This window comes from Rhodopirellula sp. SH410 (genome assembly GCF_055811895.1).
This window is the reverse complement of the sequence record NZ_CM147949.1, coordinates 8,095,772-8,116,953: the sequence shown is the minus strand read 5'-3', so window position 1 is coordinate 8,116,953 and position 21,182 is coordinate 8,095,772. Positions and strand designations below refer to the sequence as shown.

Genomic DNA, 21,182 nt, shown 5'->3' with positions numbered 1-21,182 from the left:
ATCATTGGCGACACCAAAGATTTAAGAGCCCACCACGACCTTCAAATCCATGCGAAGCGATTCTGAAAAGTAGCACTACCAACAACGGCATCAGACCATGAGCCCCCACCGACACATCCTCCTGAGCGGGCTCTTCATGGCCGCCTTGTTGGCATTCACGTCATCCGCCCAGGCACAAACCAAAACCACCGAAACGCCTGGCTCGCCGAGCGCCACCAGCACGATCCCTGGAAACCAACTCCCCGCGCCAGACCCCAAATTCGGTGGAACCATTGAGCGGAACGCGGCGCAGTCAAAAGCCTGGTGGGCGCCACGCGTGGTGCCGCCGAAGCAAGCACCGAATGTGCTGCTGATCATGACCGACGATGTGGGCTTCGGCGCGCCGAGCACTTTCGGCGGTGTCATTCCCACGCCCGCGCTCGATCGCATCGCCAACAGCGGGCTGCGTTATACGAATTTTAATTCCACTTCACTCTGCTCGCCCACTCGCGCGGCATTGATCACCGGACGGAACCATCATTCGGTGGGCTTCGGCGTCATTTCCGAACAATCGACGGGCTTCCCTGGCTACAACAGCATCATTCCCAAGGACAAGGCTACGATCGGTCAGACGCTGCTGGACAACGGATTTGCGACAAGTTGGTTTGGCAAGGACCACAACACGCCGACATTCACCGCTAGCCAGGTCGGCCCTTTCGACCAGTGGCCGATCGGTATGGGATTCGAGTACTTTTATGGGTTCGTCGGCGGCGATACCAGCCAATGGCAGCCCAATTTGTATCGCAACACGACGGCCATTTATCCCTACGTGGGCAAACCCGACTGGAACCTGACCACGGCCCAAGCCGATGACGCGATCGCTTGGATGAACCGTATCGACCAGATCGATCCCAGCAAGCCGTTTTTCTGCTACTACGTTCCCGGCGGCACGCACGCACCGCATCATGCGACGCCGGAGTGGATCAAGAAAATCGAGGACATGCACCTGTTCGATGAGGGTTGGAACGAACTGCGTCAAACGATCTACGCCAACCAGAAGAAGCTCGGCGTGATTCCCCAAAATGCTAAGTTGACGCCTTGGCCGGATGACCTTTTGAAGCGATGGGAAGAGCTCACCGTCGACGAAAAGAAGCTGTTCATCCGCCAGGTGAATGTCTACGCCGCCTATCTCGCCTATACCGATCACGAAATCGGCCGGGTGATTCAAGCGGTCGAGGACATGGGCAAACTCGACAACACGATCATCGTTTACATCAGTGGTGACAACGGCGGCAGCGTCGAAGGGACGCTACTAGGAACGCCGAATGAAGTCGCCTCGTTCAATGGGGTCGATGTTCCCGTCGATGTGCAGTTGGAGAAATTCTATGACGTGTGGGGCAGCGACGAAACGTACAACCACATGGCGGTGCCGTGGTCGTGGGCCTTGGACACTCCGTTCAAGTGGTCCAAGCAAATTGCGTCACATTTCGGCGGCATCCGGCAGGGGATGTGCGTCTCGTGGCCTGGGCACATCGACGACGAGGGCGGCGTTCGACATCAGTTCCATCATGTGATCGACGTCGTACCGACCCTCTTGGAGGTTTGCGATATTCCTGCGCCGCAAGAGGTCAATGGAATTCCACAGGCCCCGATTGAAGGGGTCAGCTTCGCCTACACATTCAAGAAGGAGAACGCCGACGCGCCTTCGACGCATAAAACCCAGTACTTCGAAATGATGGGCGACCATGCCATCTATCACGAAGGCTGGATCGCCAGCACGAAGGTCATCCGCCCGCCGTGGAAAATCGTCGGGCCGGTCAATCAGGATCCCTACGGCAACGTGACGTGGGAATTGTACGACCTCAGCAAAGACTGGACGCAGTTCCACGACGTGGCTGCCGAAAACCCCACCAAGCTCGCCGAGATGAAAAAGCTCTTCTTGCAACAAGCCGAGCAGTATCAGGTGCTGCCGCTCGATGCTTCGGTGGCGACTCGCTTAGTCTCACCGCGGCCGAACATCACCGCCGGACGCACCGAGTTTGTCTATCAATTACCGATGACGGGCATCCCTCAAGGAGACTCACCGCTAATCCTGAACACGTCTTACACCATCACGGCGGAAGTCGAAATTCCCGAAGGTGGCGCCGAAGGGGTACTGCTGACTTCGGGCGGACGCTTTGGCGGCTACGGGTTTTACCTGCTCAAAGGCAAGCCCGTGTTCCTCTGGAATCTGGTTGACCTGGATCGTCCACGCTGGGAAGGCGGCGAGGCAATTCCACCCGGCAAGCATACGCTCGAGTTCGAGTTCGAATATGACGGCCTGGGCGCTGGCACGCTGGCGTTCAACAGCATGAGCGGCATCGGCCGCAGTGGCACAGGCGTGCTGAAGGTCGACGGCAAAGCAGTCGCCACACGAAAAATGGAAAGGACCGTTCCACTGATCTTGCAGTGGGACGAGACTTTCGACATCGGTAGTGATACCGGAACGCCCGTTGACGACGCGGATTACAAAATCCCGTTCGAGTTCACCGGCAAGCTGAACAAGCTGACGCTGAAGTTGGATCGTCCACAACTGTCGGCCAGCGACATCAGAAAACTCGAAGCGGCGACGCGAAACAATCAGACGAGCGAGTAGTGAACACTCCCGCAGCAAGTGTTCGTGAAGGTAGCCCCGCGAAATTCGATACGGGGCGGCAGCACAAAGATCTCTCAACCGACGGAATTGAATTGATGAACAAAAATGTCTTGGTGCAGCTTGGCGTGTTTATCGCAATCTTAATTGCGCTCAACTTTTTCTTTCACCTGCACATTTCCATCATCGGCAGCTTGGTTTTGACCATTGGACTGTCGTTCATCATGAGACTACTTCAGCGATGACGTCACGCGAATACAGAATAAATCCCTCGCTCCATCTGGGGGTGCGAGGGGAAGGTCAGTAGCTTTGTCCCATCCAGACGGTAGACTGCCGTTCTGGACCGCAGCTCTGAATAATTTGGAGGTTGGCCGTTCCATCTATCTGGAGAAAGTGGTGATGTGAAGAACACGCGACACCGTTTAACGAGTTGGGCCCATGCAGGGCTGGCTGCAACCATCGTGCTGGGAGGCAACGCAGCGGCGTCTGCCCAGGACAAGCAACCCAATATCGTGGTCATCTGGGGAGACGACATCGGATGGAACAACCCGAGCTGTTACAACTCCGGCATGATGGGCTACAAAACGCCTAACCATCCGTAGCGCCGCGCTGCTGGCGATCACGATGACGCGGTGCGTGAGCAGGCCTACGGACCGGCTCAAGGTTTGTCGGACACCAAGGTCGGCAACTCCACCCAGGCGTTGTACGATGAGGCGAAGAAACACGGTTGGACCGTGATTCGCAACAGCGAATCAATAAAACTCGCTATTGGTAGTGGATTTTGTGAAAGATCCCATCGGCATAGGATCTTTAATAGGATCCACCACGCTAGTTATTGAATCGCTGTCACTTAGTATGCAGAATGATTGGAAGCAGATCTTTGAATTCGATCAGTAAGGAACGAGCTGAAAATAAGTGGCCGAACACTCCGCGGTCGGAATGGTCAACCGCGGAGCGTTCGGCCACAATATCAGACAGTCATTTCCTGCTCGTTCCTAACCCACGTACGATTTCCCTCCATTGGGTGCCATGCCTATGACCAGCGAGTCATCCAACGTTCCGAGCGATGTCTCGAGTCAGCTTGCGAGCACCGCTCCTTCGTCGCTGAGTCAACAAACGTGGTGGTATCGACCGCTGATTTGGGGCGTGCTGCTCCTGCTGCTCTACCTACTGCGTGATTTCTTCCTGATTGGATTCCTAACCTTTTTGCTCTGTTTCACTGTCCGCAGCCTGGTGGCAGCTCTCACACGTCGCGTCGATCCCAGCCGTGACGCCCGGCGGCTTGAATTAGTATTGACGCTCACGATCTTTCTATGCTGCTGTTTGATTCTCTACGGATTAGGTCGCTACTTCGTGCCCGAGGTAATTTACCAGGGCAAGAATCTGGCGGCTCAGCTACAAACATCAAGCGTAGAAAAGCTACAGAATTCCTTATTAACTCGGACCATCGGCACGTGGGAATTCGATCAGCAATTTGGATTGCCTGAAGACCAGCGTTATCAGCAGGGATTGAAACAATTTCAAACCGCCGCCCATAGCGATGAAGAACCGAGTCAATCTGGCCTAACGGACGAGACGCAGGAGCAAGCCGAGTTCGAGTCTGCAACGAAGTTGGCACTGGGCAAACACTGGTGGACCACCGATCCCCAGGCAGCCTGGATTCGCGAGCACGCGACCAACGATGGTCCGAAGGTTTTGACAGGAGTGGCAAAGCGGGTCGATGATGGTCTCAATTATCTCGTGAGACTCCCTATTCAGGTTCTCACTGCATTACTGTTATCCGTTTTCATACTGACCGAATGGGATGGTATGACGCGTGGCACCGCCAATCTACGCTACACGCGAGTCCAGCCGATCTATGACGAAGTGACACCTGGTCTCATTGCATTGGGAAAACTGATTGGCAAATCTTTTCAGGGGCAGGTACTGATTGCTCTGATCAACGCATGTTTGATGCTGTGCGCGCTATGGCTGATTGGAGTTGAGAATAAATTCGTGCTGGCATTGGTTATGTTTGTGTCCTGCTTTATTCCCGTCGTCGGTGTCATTCTGTCCGGCATACCAATATGCGCCGTCGCCATGCTGCAACCAGATGGCTCACTGTGGATGGTTTTGCAGGTGATGGTAGCCATTGGGTTCATCCATTTGCTCGAAGGAATGATCCTGTCGCCGCGAATCATTGGGAAGATCGGACACCTGCACCCGGTACTGGTAATCGTCATCTTGCTCGTCGCTGAAAAGTTCTTCGGCATGTGGGGGCTCGTGCTAGGAGTGCCCGTTGCGATCTACATCATTCGAGTTGTGATTCTCAACTCCCCCATCCCCGGCGTCTATGAGCCTGCGACACCAGCACCGCCGACGGCGATTTGAAATACGAAAGCACGGATATTGATGAGACTCTGGACTATTTTCCGTCGCCTCGGTGTCGCTTACTCACCGAATCCTCATGAGCGCCCGTTTCTGGAACGACTGCAGGTGGTCCACGAAGGCGATGTGACCGTCAAAGTTGCCGTACTGAGCAAGAAGGAGAGTCAGCGATTCTTCGGTGTTTCGATGGGGCGTCGGGGAATCCAACCGGTGTGGCTGGAAATTAGCAACCAAGGCGCAGGCCCTCTGTTTTTTGATCGCGTCTATCTTGACCCGAACTACTATCCACCGATTGAAGCGGCAATGGTCAATCACTTCGCGATTGCCAAGCGGCTCCTCGAATTTGGCGCCCTGGCGTGGTTCTTCTTTCCACTGCTGATCATCTTGCCATTGAAATACTGGAGTGCTCGCCGTGCCAATCGCAGGATGGACGCGTTCTTTCGCGAACACGCGTTGCCCATCGGTGCGATTGAGTCGGGAACAACCGCGAGCGGTTTTTTGTTTACGCTGATCGACGATGGTCAGAAAATAGTGCGATTGAGGGTTGTCAAGCCCGAAAAAACGCATGAGTTCGTACTCTCGGTTCCGATCCCCGGCATCACGGTTGACTACAAACACCGCCCGTTTGATGATCTCTACAAGACCGAGAAGCTGGTCGACTGTGATGAAACAACATTGCAAGAACGGCTGCGTCAGCAGCCCCGTGCAACTTGCAATCACTTGGCCACGCGAGAAGGCGATCCCGTGAACTTGGTCGTCATCGCTGACTTTCACACCATTTTGACCTCCTTCGGGACTCGCTGGGACGAGACCGAGACGATCACGCTGGCGACCTGCTGGAAAACCGCCAAGGCATTTTTGTTTGGATCTCACTACCGGTATTCGCCGGTCAGTCCGCTGTTCCTCGAAGGTCGCAGTCAAGACTTCGCTCTCCAACGAACTCGTCATTCGATCAACGAGCGATTGCACCTACGGTTGTGGCTGACACCGCTGCGCTATGACGGTCAACCGGTGTGGGTGGGTCAAGTCAGTCGTGATATCGGTGTCCGATTTACTTGGCGGACCTGGAATCTCACGACCCATCGGATCGATCCCGATGTCGACGATGCTCGCGATTATGTGATTGAAGATATTTTGGGCGCTGGTCATCTTCGGAAGATGGGCTACGTCGATGGTGTCGGCGAATCGGAGTCGACGTCGCCCCGACGAAATTTGACGGGAGACCCTTATGTCACCGATGGCAGCCGCGCCGTGCTCATCCTCTCGGCGGAGCAGACATCCGCGTCGTTCCTCAACTGGCAACCGCCCAAAGTCGTCGGCTAGCAGGAAATCGTCAGCGAGTTATCCGGCAGCGGGCAATCAGCACGGGCATCGACAAAACCGCCACTTGTCAGGTCCAAGCTGAGAACGCTGGTTTGAGTAATCAAGGTTGTTGACTTGCTTCCGCTGGTCGTCTTTTCGCTTTTGCACATGTCGGCGTACCGCCAAACAACGCCAATACCTGTATTGAAATCTTCCGAGGTGCAATCGGTGTAACGAGCGATGCCCCCATGGAATTCGATGTCAATTCGTGAGGGCCTGGCAACAGATCAATTTCTCCAATGGGCGTCGCGATGAGGAGCGTTTGATGGTTGGTCGGGTGATTCGGGATAGGAGGGCATGGATCGACCCACCCGTTCGTTTTGTAACGTCTTCGCTGGAATTGAGACACGAAGTGAGTCGATACTCAGATCAAACCCTGCCCAGAACATCGAGCTGGCAGGGGATCACACATGGGCAAGGGAGTGCCGATTATGTCGATTAAAAAGCGTTTGGCGGTAATGGCGGCGCTCGCGTGTCACTTCATTGCGATTGCACCCCAACAGAGTTTTGGACAGGCATTTGGAGTGGAACTCCAGGCCAGTATGCTGCCCGCTTCAGGCGGCATGGGGGGAACTGGTATCGCTCGCCCCCAAGATCTTCAAACGACTTTGGCCCTCAACCCGGCGACGCTGTCGCAATTCAAGGGGACCCAGTTCAGCTTCAGCGGCGGATGGGCCGAACCAACGATTAATCTGGAAAATACTGCGCCTCTGGCGGGCGGCACCATTCAGCCGTACAGTGCCAAGTCGCAACGCCCCGGTTCGATCGTCGGCAACATTGGAGTGACTCAAGACCTTACCGCACTCGGGCTACCGGCCACCGTGGGGCTGGGACTGTTGACTTCTTCCGGACTCGGTGCCAACTACAATCAGGACATTGCCAGCAACGGCACCGCGGCGGATATGCAAGTCTTGCAGACCGCCTTGGGAGTAGGGGTCGAATTGACCGATCGCCTTTCACTTGGTTTTCAGGGTACCGTCGGATCAGCCTCGATGGACGGCATCTTTGCTGGGACGAGTTCGTCCACCCCAGCCTATAACTTGCGTGCTGCATTGGGGTTGACCTACGAACTTCGGGAGGCCACGACGATCGGCGGCTATTGGCATACCAAGCAACAATTCAACTTCGTTGACTTTGTCCGGATAGGCGGACCAGGTCAGCCATTCCAGAACTTCGATGTATCGTTACCGAACAAGTATGGGCTCGGAATCGCGGATACTTCGCTGCTCGATGGCAAGCTGCTCGTCGCCGTCGACCTCCTGTATTTTAACTGGTCGGACACCGACTTTTTCGGTGCCATGTGGGAAGATCAATTTGCGGTGCAAACCGGTCTGCAATACAGAACCGATCGAGGAGCCAAATTCCGCGCTGGATATGTCTACGCAGAGAACGCATCGAGAGACATCGTTGCGCCAAGCTTCGGTCCAATCACACCTCAAGCAGGGGTCGACTATGTCCAAGCGTTATTCCCGAATATCAATCAACATCGGATCAGTGGTGGTATCGGCCTCACCGACATCTTGCCCGGAGTCGATCTCGATCTGTTCGCCGGTGGCATGTTCCGAGCGTCGCAAACATTTGGTGCGACGACCGGCTCGGTGGAGAGCTACTGGGTTGGTTTCGGAACGACTTGGCGGTTCGGGCGTGGTGGTTGCGAACACGTCGCCGCGCCGGTGAGTTGGTGATACGGTTCCGGTTGGTGATTTGGTCACAGCTGAGCAACCACAAAAGGCCGGGCCGTTGGCCCTACCGATTGATGGTGAATCCTATCCCCAGGGCGTTGCCCTGGGCTGGGTAAACTGACGGGGCTTTGCCCCGAAAACAGGCATCACAGCGTAGCCCCGTGAGGGGCGGCAGGCCTGCGAGGGGCGGCAGGCCTGCGAGCTGGCTGCTCGGTTCGGGTTTTGCTGCCGCTCTTAGTGATGAAAGCCAGACGCTTCATCGGCAGTCATCAACGCGTGTACCGAATGCTTCTCGAAGAAGTCAATTGCTCGTTTCATGTCATCGAGTAAGAGACCGGCCAAATCGCGGCTAACTCCGTGACGAACGAGTATCCGTTGGATCACCAGATTTTGACAGTTGGCGGGCATGGAATAGGCCGGTACCTGCCACCCGCGCGCCCGAAGCTTGTCAGCAAGAGCGTAGAGCGTATAGTTTTTCGCCTGTTCGTCTTTCAACTTCCAGCAGATCGCCGGAATCCCCTTGTCCATCTCGCCACCATAAATGATTTCGAATGGCCCCAATTTTCCGATCTCATCGGCGAGGAATTGAGCGGTTTCGTAACAAGCGGTATGGACCTTGCGATACCCTCCCTTGCCCAGACGCAGGAAGTTGTAGTATTGAGAGACAATCGAACCTGCGGGCCGGGAGAAATTCAGCGCGAAATCGATCATGTCACCGCCGAGATAGTTGACGTGGAACACCAGGTCTTTGGGAAGATCTTCCTTTTCACGCCAGATCACCCAGCCGACGCCCAGGGGTGAAAGACCGAACTTGTGGCCCGATGCATTGATGGACTTGATCCGCGGAATGCGGAAGTCCCAGACGAGATCGGGAGAGCAGAACGGTGCCAGAAACCCGCCGCTGGCACCGTCGACATGCATGGGGATATCGAGGCCTGTCTGGGCCTGAAGTTGGTCAAGGGCTGCGGCGACCTCGGCAACCGGTTCGTACTCGCAGGTGAAGGTGACGCCGAGCGTGGGCACCACGCCAATCGTGTTCTCGTCACACCGTTTCAGCACTTCTTCGGGCGACATGATTAAGCGATCATTTTCCATCGGGATTTCACGCAACTCGATATCCCAATAGCGGGCAAACTTGTGCCAGCAAATCTGGACCGGCCCACAGATCATATTGGGTTTTTCGATCGATTTTCCAGCAGCCTTCTGTCTCGCACGCCAGCGCCATTTCATGGCCATTCCGCTGAGCATGGCCGCTTCGCTGGAACCCGTGGTCGAACACCCCATCGTATTGGCCGCTGCCGGCGAATTCCAAAGATCGGCCAGCATGTGGACGCAGCGAGACTCAATTTCGGCGCACTGAGGGTACTCGTCTTTGTCGATCATGTTCTTGTCCATGCACTCGTCCATCAGGGCGCGGACTTCGGGTTCCGCCCATGTCTGACAGAACGTGGCGAAATTCTGTCGCGCGTTCCCATCAAGCATCAACTCGTCACGCACCACGGTGTACACGTGCCGCGGATCATGCTCGTGCTCCGGCATCTTGTACTTCGGCATGCCAACCGACAGATCGCTCGATGCGTAAATGTCGTCGGTGAAACTCTCGCGAACGGAATCTTTTTCATGGAGGGGCATCTGGCTATCCTTCAAGGAGAAAACATTTGGTCATTTAATCGTTCTTAAAATCGGGTGCGTGGCTGGACGAACCAAAAATCCTTCTGCGGCCATCGGAACTTGCAGTTTGTCTCCTTCGGCGGGCCGCAAGGACTCGTCTCGAGACAAAATAGACGCACCCATCGCCAACATCATCGGCACAATGGCGGTCCCAGAACGCCAGTTGTGATGGATCTTCACGAATGAGGTCGGCAGCTTCGTGTATTCTAGCGGGAAAGTACAGATCGAAACCCTTTGACCGCTATCAACAGTGGCCTGAGGCCGTGGTTCTACTTTCCCTCGGTGGGTCAACCGGGTAGAATTCCGCTCACCTAGTCTTCCTTTCGACGACGAATATGCTGCCTTTGATGCCTGCATCGAGTTGCTTGTCCTGATTCCGCCGCATAATGCTCTGCATCTTGTTGGCATTGTTTATGCTGCCAAGTATCGATGCGACAACAACGCGGACGCAGGTCGCCGTGGGGACACGGGACACTGCGGAGCGACAGCCAGAGTTAAACCGAGAGACGGGACGGGAGCGTGCCCTGTTCGACAGGGCGCAGCGAGTTAAGCGGGGCACGGGATAGCCAGTGAATCGCGGGTCGCACGTCCAGAAGAACGTCAATCATCGAGAATTTCCGTGAGCGGTCGTGGGGCATCGTCGGGGAAATGGATCACGGGCACCGATTCGTTATTAGCATTCCGGTACCAGTAAACGTCTTGGTTCGCTCGGCGATGCCTCGACCTGGGCGCAGTGTGGTCAGTAGCTCTCTCGCAAAGAAGAAACGGTCACTCGGTCCGCTCTTTTTGTCTCCCTCGTCCGTGTTGCGCGTGCTCACTTCCAGGCACCGGTACAGCTGATTCCTTTCTATTCCAGAATACCGATCTATGACGACGCAAAATCCCCCATCTTCGACCAGCACGCTCATCCACGACTTGGTCGCTGGTCTAGTTGTCTTCCTCGTCGCCTTGCCACTCTGCCTGGGTATCGCCTTGGCGTCCGGTGCCGAGCTGTTTTCCGGGCTGCTGGCGGGCATTGTCGGCGGGTTAGTCGTGGCCGCCATCAGCGGTTCGCACACGAGCGTTAGCGGCCCGGCGGCCGGATTGACTGCGATCGTAGCTGCGCAGATTGTGACGCTGGGGTCGTTCGAAGCGTTTCTGTTAGCGGTCGCGATCGCCGGTTTGATTCAAATTGGTTTTGGCATCGCAAAAGGAGGCGCACTGTCCGCGTTTTTCCCTTCCAGTGTCATCAAAGGCCTGTTGGTTGCCATTGGTGTGATCCTGATCTTGAAGCAAATTCCCCACGTCTTGGGTCACGACCTGGATCCCGAAGGCGACATGTCGTTTTTCCAACCGGACAAAGAAACCACCTTTTCGGAACTCTACGCAACGATCGCGGGCAGCATCCATGTCGGAGCGATGGTGATCGGTCTGCTATCGGTCGCGCTTCTCTTCTGCTGGGATCGCATCGAGGCGCTGAAGAAATCGATGGTGCCCGCACCGCTGTTGGTTGTTTTGATGGGTGTGGCGTTGAGCGCCTGGTTCGGTGGTTGGGGTCCCACGTGGGCGATCGGTACGGAGCACTTGGTTGAAATTCCAATTGCCAAGACTGTCGCCGAGTTTGCCGGTTTCTTGAGACTTCCTGATTTCAGTCAGATCGGTAACCCAGCAATCTACCTCGCGGCCGTCACGATCGCCGTGGTGGCTTCGCTGGAGACCCTCTTGAACCTCGAAGCGGTCGATAAGATCGATCCACAAAAACGTCATTCACCGCCGAGTCGTGAATTGGTGGCCCAGGGCTGTGGCAATCTCGTTTGTGGATTGATTGGTGGATTGCCCATCACCTCCGTCATCGTGCGCGGCAGTGTGAACGTCAATGCGGGCGGCAAGACGAAAATGGCGGCGATATTCCATGGTCTGCTCATCTTGCTCAGTGTGGCATTGCTGCCGCAGTACCTGAACATGATCCCGCTCTCGGCACTCGCGGCGATCCTGTTGGTAACGGGTTTCAAACTGGCCAGTCCAACGTTATTCAAGCAAATGTGGGACGAAGGACGCTATCAATTCATTCCCTTCATCATCACAGTCGTCGCGATTGTGATGACGGACTTGCTGATCGGGATTCTGATCGGGTTGGGCATCGCGATTCTGTTCATTCTCAACAGCAACCTGCGACGTCCCATTCGCCGCACGGTGGAATCCCGACTCGACGGTGACGTCACTCACCTGGAACTGGCCAATCAGGTCAGCTTTCTCAACCGCGCAGCGATTCAGGGTATTGTCGACGAAGCCAAACCAGGCAGCAGGTTGACGATTGACGCCAATCAGTCTGACTACATCGATCCCGACGTACTGAGTCTGATCCGCGACTTCGCCAATAGCACAGGTCCGGCCCGTGGCGTGCTCGTCAACTTGGTCGGATTCAGGCCCAAGTATCACATCGAAAACAGTGTTCAGTTTGCCGACTACACCACCCGCGAGGCTCAGGACAACATCACGCCTGACCGAGTGATTGAAATCATGCGTGAGGGCAACGGGCGATTTATCGAGGGCAATCGACTGATTCGCGATTTACGGTATCAAGTCGGCGCGACGGCAGAGGGACAGAATCCGTTCGCCGCGGTCTTGAGCTGCATCGATTCGCGTGTGCCCACCGAACTGGTATTCGATTTGGGTGTGGGTGACATTTTCAGCGTGCGTGTGGCCGGTAATGTGATTGGTACCAAATCACTTGGTAGCCTCGAATTTGGCGTCGGTGTGGCCGGTGTGAAGTTGGTTGTTGTGCTCGGCCATACCCGCTGCGGCGCGGTGACCTCGTCGGTGAACCTGATCTGCAACCATCAGAGTGCCGAGAGCGTGACCGGTTGCGAGCACTTGCAATCGATCGTCAACGAAATCGCACCGAGCATTGGGGGCCCCGGCATTTCGGGCCATTCCGGTGACTCCCTCAAGCGACTTGATTCCGCCGAACTCGACCAATACGTCGACAGCGTTGCCAAGCGAAATGTGCTACACACCGTCGACGAGATACTCCGGCGCAGTACAGTGATTCGCCGGGCTGCCGAGAGCGGTCAGATCAAAGTGGTGGGTGCCATGTACGATGTCAAGACAGGCGTCATCGTCTTCCTCGGGGATGAGTTCATTGAGCCCGCGGGTGAGCCTTCTCGTAAATCGCTCGAAGATTCGTCGCGCTGACATGCGTATAAATTTGTGTGGTTGTCAACGATTTATGTCCTAGCAACTCCTGCACGCTGCGGATGTCGGCACCCCGATCGAGCAGATGAGTGGCGAACGAGTGCCGCAGTGTGTGCGGGCTGGTGCGGGTATCGAGATCGGCCGCAGCAATGTACTTGTCGAGCATGCGACCCACGCTACGGGTTGTCAAAATGTTGCCAAAGCGATTGACGAACACTGGGGCCGCCTGGCCGAGCAACTCGGTCTTAGCTGAACGGGTGCGCCGCGCCGCATAGGTGCGGATCGCTTCGATGGCGTACGATCCGAGGGGACTGATCCGCTCCTTGCGACCCTTACCGCGCACCCGTGCGATGCCCTGCGAGAAATCCAGGTCACCATCACGCAGTCCAACCAGCTCACTGACCCGCAGGCCAGCTGAATACGTTGTTTCCAAGATCGCCCGGTCGCGTAGACCAGCAGGGTCATGTGCCGAGGGGGCCGTCAACAGACGGCCAATTTCCTCATTGGAAAGAACCAGCGGCAGTTTGCGGTTTTGACGTGGGTTGCGCAGCGGCTTGGCAGGGTTCGATTTCGTCGTGCCTTCACGCATTGCAAATTTGAAGAAACTCCGCAGCGATGCGAGCTTTCTCGAGATCGTACTCTTGGCATAGTCCGCTTGCTGCAGAGCAGATTGAAATTGACGCAGGTGCGAGGGCGTTAACGCGTCAACGGATGTCCCCGCATCATCACTACCGCCGATCCACTGGGCGAACCCGAACAGATCTTCCCGGTAGGCTTTGATTGTCAGGTCCGATGCATTGCGTTCGGTGGCCATGTATCTCAAAAACCGAGTAATCGCCGATGAGAGAGTGGCGCGGGGCACTACGCGAAATCATCCATCGAGATGCTGTCGAATTCTTCGCTGGCGTCGACTTCGTCGTACTCGGTGAATACGGATTCACGGATTTTGCGAGACAGCATGGCCGCGTCGTACCAGGAAAAATCCAGCTCAGGATTGGCTGCGAAACGGGCCAGCTGCCGCAGCGTTTCGTCACGATTTTCATCATCGAACAAAAAGATGAATTTCTCTTCGCCTTTGACTAAGGCCATCACGTTGACTTCCTTTTCCATCTTGTCTCTCGTCCTGAGTAGGGGGGGCCGGCGGCGGGGAGGCTGCTCACTGGTAGTGATCTATCGGCACTTCGGTCGACGTCAATTGAGGTTGCTTGGGCAGGGAACGTGCCGAGGAGGCAACAATTCGACTACGGCCGCCCGACAACTGGCCCCACCGGAACCATCCCGCCATTCGGCACAAACTCGCCGACCGAGCGAATCAGCAGGAGCCGCAGTGTCCGATTGGCTCTCACACCATCAACACGGGATGATTTCCACAGGCCTCGCGTCCCAATTGACGCGGACTCAAGTGGTTTTCGATGGCAGCCGACGGCACCGTGAACGCTATTTTTCCTGCACGTTTGCTGGACGCTGAGGAGCCGTCGCGACGCGTGCGTTCATCACCGATTCGTCGAAATGCCCGGTCGGAGGCAAACGAACCGGACGCAATTGTTTCCGGGCGAGCTGTTCGCGGTCGTGCCGAGCTCCACGGAACGTTTCGGGGACAAATGCCGCCGGGGACGGCCCCACATGAACGCTCGATGCGGCATTCGATTGGACGCTCTGTTGGCGGCCGGAACGGTCCGGTGGTGGGCTGATCGCATATCCCATGCGATTGATCCCCATCGAAAGGTCCGCCCATCTGGCGGGCTTATCGATCGCACTCGAGGATGCCGGTGAATCGCCGATCCCGTGAGGCATTCGCAGACGAACGGATGTGATCGGCGACAGCGGCGTGATGCGGGAGGCGGATGTTGGATTGGCGGTCGACTGCGGGAGTTTCTCATCGGCGGCCAACGGCGCGCCACATGCGAAACACATCGCTCCTCCGAAGAAGGCACGAGCCAACACCATTTTGACGCGTTGACAGTGACAGTTGGGATGGTGTGAATGATTCATGAACGGGTCCCTCAGGTGACAGCACAAACATCGGCGATTGCCTCGGTGCTTTGATCTCATCGGATCGAGCCGGGGGAGGATCATGCCGATTCTGCCGATTGTCCTGCGTGATTGCATATCAGACACGGATCGACCCGCAAAACCCGCACAGATTAACGCTCTGTCGCTCGGGATACCGGATTTGTTACGACAACGTATCCGTCGCGATCCCACGCATCTTTTGCCATCCAGTTTCACGCCAAAATCGTGAAACGGCGATTGTTTCGATCCCGGTATCGCCCTTCCCATCTCTCTCCACACCCAATCTTTCACTCGTGATTCCAACTCGATTAACACGTACGATTTTGTGGGAGATTTTGCGAATCTTTGTGATCGCGTTGGTGGTGCTGACGACCATCATCCTGTTGATCGCAGTGGCCCGTGAACTGATTCGCAAGGGACTCGGCCCGATGGCCGTTCTGCATTTGCTCCCCTTCGCGATACCGATTTCGCTGCAGCACGCAGTTCCTGCGACAGCATTATTCTCGGTCTGTTGTGTGTACGGCCGAATGGCGGCGGACGGGGAGATCAGCACAGTGAAATCGTCCGGCATCTCGCCGCTGCGGCTGCTCCAACCAGCATTCATGTTTGCGGCCCTGCTCAGTCCATTGGCGGTCTACTGCAGCGACACAGCCGTGTCCTGGGGGAAACCCGGGGTGAAACGGGTCGTGCTGCTGTCGGTCGAAGACATTGCCTACAAGGTGCTCGAATCCCAACATTCATTCACCTCTGATCACGGATTTTCGATTCATGTTCGCGAAATCAAAGACAGACGGATGATTTCGCCAACGGTGATCGTGCGGGGACGGGGTGACGAGGCGTTCGAGGTCACCGCGAGCGAGGGACAACTCGTGATGGATGAGGAGCGTCAAGCGCTGGTACTCAAACTCGTCGATAGCAAAGTTGTCCGGGGGCGTGGTTTCGGCGGCACGTTGCCCGGTGAGTCCACCTTTGAGATCCCTCTGGGCAATACGTTGGCTGACGAGGATCCGTCGATTAAAAGCCCGAGTGAGCTACCGTTGCGGCTGATTCGCCGGCAGAAATCACATCAACGCGAGGCGACCCACGCAGCGGTTGGACAATTAGCCGCGTTCACCGGATTCGCCCTGCTGCAATCCCGCCCCGAAACGATCGGTGGGACCAAGGCACAAAGCATCCATGCGGCACTCGACGCCAGCCAAACGAGATTGACACGTTTGAAAACTGAGCCCTGGCGTCGCTGGGCCGAGGGCTTCACCTGCTTCTTTTTCGTCTTCGTCGGCGCCCCACTGGCAATCCTGGCGAAGACCAGCGACTACTGGACCACGTTTGGAATGTGCTTCCTACCCATCATCTTGATCTACTATCCGCTGTTTCTGCTGGGGCTCGATCAAGCCAAGTCAGGCGACTTGCCGCCCTATGGTGTGTGGACGGGCAACATCGTGCTGGGGAGTATCGGCGCCATCCTGCTGGTCAAGGTACGTCGATATTGAAGATCGTTCCCGCACCTCGAGATCGAAATCCAGTACCTCTGCCCTACCCCGAACCTTAGGAACGAGCGGAGAATTACTGTCTGAAATTGTGGTCGAACGCTCCGCGGTCGAACGCTCCGACCGCGGAGCGTTCGGCCACTGATTTTCCGCTCGTTCCTTGCTGCGCGCGACCGCACCCGCCCCTGACGTTCGTCTGGAGCGGGTGCAGCGGTACCTGGTAAATTGTCTAGCGTCTGGCAAATTGCCTAGCGTTCGGGATGAACGCCCGACGACTACTCTTTCGGCAAACCGATTGCGAACAGTTTGTCCTTGGTGCTAATGAAGATGGTTTCATCAGCTGCCACAGGAGTACTGTACACGCTGCTGCCCATGTTGATCTCTTCGATCGGTTCCTTGTTCTCAGCCCCCAACTCAAACACGCAGACGTCGCCGTCCTCGTCACCGATGTAGACTCTGCCATCGGCGATCAAGGGGCTGCCCCAACTCTGCGCGAACATGTCGTAGGTGAAATGGACGATCGGCGTGCCGTCGGGGCTGCCTTTGGCATCGAGGCAGTGCAGCAGTCCGGAAAAGTCGGCGATGTAGAGCACGTCGTCCTTAATCGCTACGGTTCCACAGCTGCGGTGCATCTCTTCTTCAAAGTCAATCTCGCCATCGCCATTTTGATCGGCAAGTGAATAGTGCCATACGACAGCCGAGTTGGGATTATCGACGGCCGCTTCTCCCTTCTCGGGTTCGACAGCTTGAATTCGCTTGCGTGGGATCGGGGTGCGTTTGCTGCCTTCGATCTTGACGGCGAGTTGCGGTGAGACGTCACCGCGTTTGGTCGGATCGATGCACCACAGGTGCCCCTCGCCTTCGCCGTGCTCGGGGTCTTGCCCGACGGCAATGTAGACCAATCCATCGTAAGCGACAGGCGTCGCGATCAGGTTGTTTCGCGTGCCTTCGCCGCCGAGAACCCACTTCGATGTCTTGGGATTACAGTCAAATTGCCAGAGCGCTTCGGGATTTCCATCCTTGCCGCCATCGGCACGGAAACTGTAAAGCACGCCGTCACCACCGCAGAACAGGACTTGAGGCACGCCTCCGAAGACTTCCACGGTGGGGCTGGACCACTGTCCGTGCAGAATATTGCTGCCCGGTGAACGATCCGTCCACAGCACTTCGCCTGTGTTCTTGTTCATGCAGATGAAGCTCGGGGCTTCCGGGGCAGGCAGGTTAATGTGCGATTCGTCGATACCGTTACTTGTGTTGACGAATAAAAGATCCCCGTAGCAAGTCACGCTGCAGGAGCACATGTTGTGCTGGCTGACGCCGAGTTCTTCCATCATGTTAAACACCCAGATCACGTCCGCATCTCGTTTATCGTTGACTCCGAGCGTCTTGAATACGGAAATCTTGGGGCCCATTAACTTGATCGAGAGCTCTCGCTTGGCACCGCCGAAGGTGCCGGTTGCCTGCCAAGATTTGTTGGCCGCGACCGACTCGATTTTCACGTCGTTACCCGCTTCGCTGCCCGCACCGGCGAGCAGCTTTCGCATCGGCTCGCTGAGCTGCCCCTCACTGAGCATCTGGAGCGTATCCTCGAAATCGTTGTTGTCGCCGCTGTCGGGAAGATCGGCCACTCGGGCTGGCTCGGGATCGACAATGCCATCATCTTCACCATCGTGAAAACCTTCGGTATCAGCACAGCGAACTTCCCCGCGACTGGTCACGAACCACACTCGATTGCCCTCGACCATCGGGGCACAGCAAAGTCCTTGCAGAGGCCAGTCATGGACACGGCCGGTGATCAGTTTCTCACTGCTATGCTGCCATAGGAAATCGCCGGTCTCCTCGTCAAAGGCGAGCATGCAGCCCAAATCGACGCTCGAGGGATAGCGTTCGAGGTAACCGGCACCGTTATTGGTGCCGACGAATACCTTGCCACCGGCCACGACGGGGTTCCCGTAGGTTTGGCTGCCGAGTTCGGAGAACCAGCGGATGTTTTCCGCATCCTCGTCATTCCACTCGCCGGTGCGCCGATCGAAATCACCAACGTTCCACGATGCGGGCAGATTCTTGACATTCGGCACGTTGTTGCGAGCTCGCGTTCCGCCCCACTGTGGCCATTCTTTGCCTTCACTGAGCACCGTTTCGGGTTGGATGAACTCCTGCACAGGACTGGCGTCGGTATTGTTTTTCTCGCCGGAATCGACATCCGGAGCAGCCGCTGTCGTGCTGACCAGAGTCACGGGTGCCACCATGCTGACTGGCGGATTGCAACCCGCAACGAGCACGGTCGTGATCGCCCCCAGCACGGCGGACATGAACATCAATAACAAAGCTGTAGTTTCGGTACGGACCATATCGGAGTGGGGAGGTGAGGGGGGAGACGGGACTTGGGAGAGGGGGGAGTAGGGAAGCCAGGAGCTAGTTCTCGGTGACCTCGAGGTTGTCGATCGCAAATTCAGCGACTTTGGCGTTGCCGTATAACCCGGGGCTGGCCGACATCACAGGCGAATGATCTTTTGCGGTGATTGTCCAGTCGTCGGGCTCGTCTTCGCCGCGCACCCAGACTTTGCCTTGCAGCACGGCGACGGCGTTTTCACCACTGCCTTCGATCTGCGCCCGCAGCTTCATGCGATACCAACGATCGGGTTCCCATGGGAAATCGATGGTTTCCGCCATCCGCAACTCGGGGGCCCAGCAGCGGATCTGCAGCTGCTGGCTGTTGCCCATCATGTCGAGGGCATAGCCGTTGGCGGTCAGACCGATATCGGGCATTTGGTCGCCGTTACGCTCGGCGCGAACGTCCGCAGCGATCGTATAGTTGGACAACTCGCTCGACCCCATCCACGCGCGGCTGCGGGCACCCTTCGGAATGGTGCTAACTTTCACGAGGGCCTTCGAACCATCGACGGTCCGGATTTGGTGTCGATAGCGAGCACCAATCCAGGTCAACGGCGGATCGGAGAGTTCGTCAAAGGTGAATTTCCACGGCAGCGGCGGTACGATCCGCACCCGTGTCGAGCCACTGACATCGCCGACCGTTGCGGTAATCGTCGCGGCTTGGTGGTCCGCGTCACTGTTCGCGGTGAACGTCGAACCGTCCATGCTGCCCGAGCCGCTGACTGCATACGTGATTTCTTCGGCGTCAGGCGTCGCCAGAGGTTGGCCGAGGGCGTTGAAGAGACGGATCGACATCTCGGCTGATTCGCCAGGCTGCAGCAGCAATTCGCCGGGCGTGACAAGCAGTTCAGCGGGCTGGGGATTTTGCTCCGTGGGAGTTTCACCGACCAGTTGTTCAGCCAGACTCTCCGGTTTTTGGGTCGCGGTGTCGTTGCCCACGCAGTACAGCGCCGAGGTCCCCTGGAAGTACAATTTCGCGTCCGCGACGATCGGCGATCCGTAGAACGCTTCATCCCGCAGTCGGCCCTTATTGAGGAATTCAACGCCATCGTCGGTGATTTCGAGAATCGCCCAGCGTCCGTTTTCAGTCAGGACGTAGATTTTCCCGTCAGCGTATAGAAGGCTGGGCCACTGTTTTCGGTCCCCAATCGCAATCCGCTCGGCGATCATGTCACCCGTGGCGGCATCGATCACCCATAGTTTGCAGCGGTCATCGACGACGTAGAGCCGACCATCGACAATGATCGGAGCACTGCGGCCGACGACCAGTTCATCCAGTTTCCAGACTTCCTTCGCAGTCGTCGCAGCGCCGGTCCCCGAAATCTCCAGGGCCACGATCGCACCCATCGAGCGACCGCTCATGTTTTCTTCGCTATGCGTGCCATAGACTCGGTTGCCGTGCACCAATGGTGTGGCGAAAAGCCCACGGCGCGAGAGATCGTAGTGCCAAAGAGCTTTCCCGGTGCGCGGCTGGAATCCCCAAAGCGCCCCATCGCCCGCACCGATGATCAGCTGCCGTTGACCGTCGATCGTCGTCAGTGTCGGAGCGGAGTAGGTGGTGTCATCGGGTAGATCGCGAGTTCCCGAGAACCACACGACTTCGCCCGTCAGCTTGTCCATGGCGATCAAACGGTGGTTCGGCTTGGAAGCCTCGCCCCAATTGATGATGACACCGCTGATGATCACCAGATCTTCGTGAATGACGGGGAAGTTCGTCCGCCCACCATACGTGCTGAGCATCCCGAATTGCTCGTGCAGCGGTTTGCTCCAGATCGTTTCGCCGGTCTTGCCATTGATGCATAGAAACAGGTCGCAAACGCCGAGCACATAGACATTGCCCGTTTCCGGGTCTGCCACCACGCTGCTCCAGCCCACACGGGTGTTGGGAACGTCTGACATCCAGACGTTGAACTTGTTTTCCCACAAGGTCTCGCCCGTTTCCGCATCAAGGCAAACGACCATTTGCCCTTCGTCAACGGTGTCCCGATCCGATCGCGTGGTCATGTAAAGACGCCCGTCCATGACCACCGGGGTGCTGCGGGCACCGAGATCATCGCGTTTCCACAATAGATTGCTACCGTCGCCGCCGGCTGCATCCCAGTCGTCCACCAATCCCTTCGCATCGGCGGTGCCGTCGAAGTGGGGACCGCGCCAATACGTCCAATCTGCATGCGATTCGGCCGACGCAGTGCTAGCAAAGGCACACAACAACAATGCAGCTAAGCAAACGGGTAACAGAAATCGACTCCGTTCAGGGTCGTCGGAGTGAGAAATCGTCACGGTCTGGTGGGACATCAATGAAACCAGTGAGAGGGGAACGACGGTGGGAGATTTCGACAGCAGGGCTGATGGCACATTTTAACGGCTAGTCAAAACGAACGGGAAGTACCGATTCGCCTCAGAATGCGGTTTTGGCAAAAC

Annotated in this window: 14 protein-coding genes; 8 read left to right on the top strand and 6 right to left on the bottom strand. The window is 56.7% G+C overall.

Going from position 1 to position 21,182, the window contains the following annotated elements; translation table 11 throughout:
• Positions 1 to 97 precede the first annotated feature (97 nt).
• The 6 genes from SH410x_RS29910 to SH410x_RS29885 all read left to right on the top strand — a co-directional run bounded on the left by SH410x_RS29910 (position 98) and on the right by SH410x_RS29885 (position 8,025).
• Positions 98 to 2,614: an arylsulfatase gene (locus SH410x_RS29910; protein WP_473673486.1), complete on the top strand. Its 2,517-nt coding sequence runs from the start codon at positions 98 to 100 to the stop codon at positions 2,612 to 2,614.
• Positions 2,614 to 2,856: a hypothetical protein gene (locus SH410x_RS29905; protein ID WP_473673484.1), complete on the top strand. Its 243-nt coding sequence runs from the start codon at positions 2,614 to 2,616 to the stop codon at positions 2,854 to 2,856. Before SH410x_RS29910 ends, SH410x_RS29905 begins: the two co-directional genes overlap by 1 nt.
• Positions 2,857 to 3,012: 156 nt before the next feature.
• Positions 3,013 to 3,213: a hypothetical protein gene (locus SH410x_RS29900; RefSeq protein ID WP_473677451.1), complete on the top strand. Its 201-nt coding sequence runs from the start codon at positions 3,013 to 3,015 to the stop codon at positions 3,211 to 3,213.
• 427 nt (positions 3,214 to 3,640) lie between these two features.
• The gene (locus tag SH410x_RS29895) at positions 3,641 to 4,981 is read left to right on the top strand and encodes an AI-2E family transporter (RefSeq protein ID WP_473673483.1); all 1,341 of its coding nucleotides are present in this window, start codon (positions 3,641 to 3,643) and stop codon (positions 4,979 to 4,981) included.
• Positions 4,982 to 5,002: 21 nt separating this feature from the next.
• The gene (locus SH410x_RS29890; RefSeq protein WP_473673481.1) at positions 5,003 to 6,301 is read left to right on the top strand and encodes an LssY C-terminal domain-containing protein; all 1,299 of its coding nucleotides are present in this window, start codon (positions 5,003 to 5,005) and stop codon (positions 6,299 to 6,301) included.
• 470 nt (positions 6,302 to 6,771) lie between these two features.
• A complete protein-coding gene (locus SH410x_RS29885) occupies positions 6,772 to 8,025 on the top strand; it encodes an OmpP1/FadL family transporter (protein WP_473673479.1) in 1,254 nt (417 codons plus the stop codon).
• A 231-nt stretch (positions 8,026 to 8,256) separates the two neighbouring features.
• Here the strand turns inward: SH410x_RS29885 and gad are convergent, their stop codons facing one another.
• A complete protein-coding gene (gad, locus tag SH410x_RS29880; protein WP_473673477.1) occupies positions 8,257 to 9,654 on the bottom strand; it encodes a glutamate decarboxylase in 1,398 nt (465 codons plus the stop codon).
• 906 nt (positions 9,655 to 10,560) lie between these two features.
• On the opposite strand from gad, the gene SH410x_RS29875 reads away from it, so the two are divergent.
• Entirely contained in the window at positions 10,561 to 12,867 is a 2,307-nt protein-coding gene (locus SH410x_RS29875; protein ID WP_473673475.1) for a bifunctional SulP family inorganic anion transporter/carbonic anhydrase, read from the top strand.
• Here SH410x_RS29875 and xerC read toward each other — a convergent pair.
• From xerC to SH410x_RS29860, 3 genes are all read right to left on the bottom strand, one after another.
• A complete protein-coding gene (xerC, locus tag SH410x_RS29870; RefSeq protein ID WP_473673473.1) occupies positions 12,812 to 13,729 on the bottom strand; it encodes a tyrosine recombinase XerC in 918 nt (305 codons plus the stop codon). The genes SH410x_RS29875 and xerC overlap by 56 nt on opposite strands.
• The gene (locus SH410x_RS29865; protein ID WP_473673471.1) at positions 13,729 to 13,977 is read right to left on the bottom strand and encodes a hypothetical protein; all 249 of its coding nucleotides are present in this window, start codon (positions 13,975 to 13,977) and stop codon (positions 13,729 to 13,731) included. The genes xerC and SH410x_RS29865 overlap by 1 nt, the downstream gene beginning before the upstream one ends.
• 327 nt (positions 13,978 to 14,304) lie before the next feature.
• Positions 14,305 to 14,859: a hypothetical protein gene (locus tag SH410x_RS29860; RefSeq protein WP_473673469.1), complete on the bottom strand. Its 555-nt coding sequence runs from the start codon at positions 14,857 to 14,859 to the stop codon at positions 14,305 to 14,307.
• 314 nt (positions 14,860 to 15,173) lie between these two features.
• On the opposite strand from SH410x_RS29860, the gene SH410x_RS29855 reads away from it, so the two are divergent.
• Entirely contained in the window at positions 15,174 to 16,370 is a 1,197-nt protein-coding gene (locus SH410x_RS29855; protein WP_473673467.1) for an LptF/LptG family permease, read from the top strand.
• A 272-nt stretch (positions 16,371 to 16,642) separates the two neighbouring features.
• Here the strand turns inward: SH410x_RS29855 and SH410x_RS29850 are convergent, their stop codons facing one another.
• Positions 16,643 to 18,718: an outer membrane protein assembly factor BamB family protein gene (locus SH410x_RS29850; RefSeq protein ID WP_473673466.1), complete on the bottom strand. Its 2,076-nt coding sequence runs from the start codon at positions 18,716 to 18,718 to the stop codon at positions 16,643 to 16,645.
• Positions 18,719 to 18,782: 64 nt separating this feature from the next.
• On the bottom strand, positions 18,783 to 21,056 hold the full coding sequence (locus SH410x_RS29845) for an outer membrane protein assembly factor BamB family protein (protein ID WP_473673464.1): 2,274 nt from the start codon (positions 21,054 to 21,056) through the stop codon (positions 18,783 to 18,785).
• Positions 21,057 to 21,182: the final 126 nt, after the last annotated feature.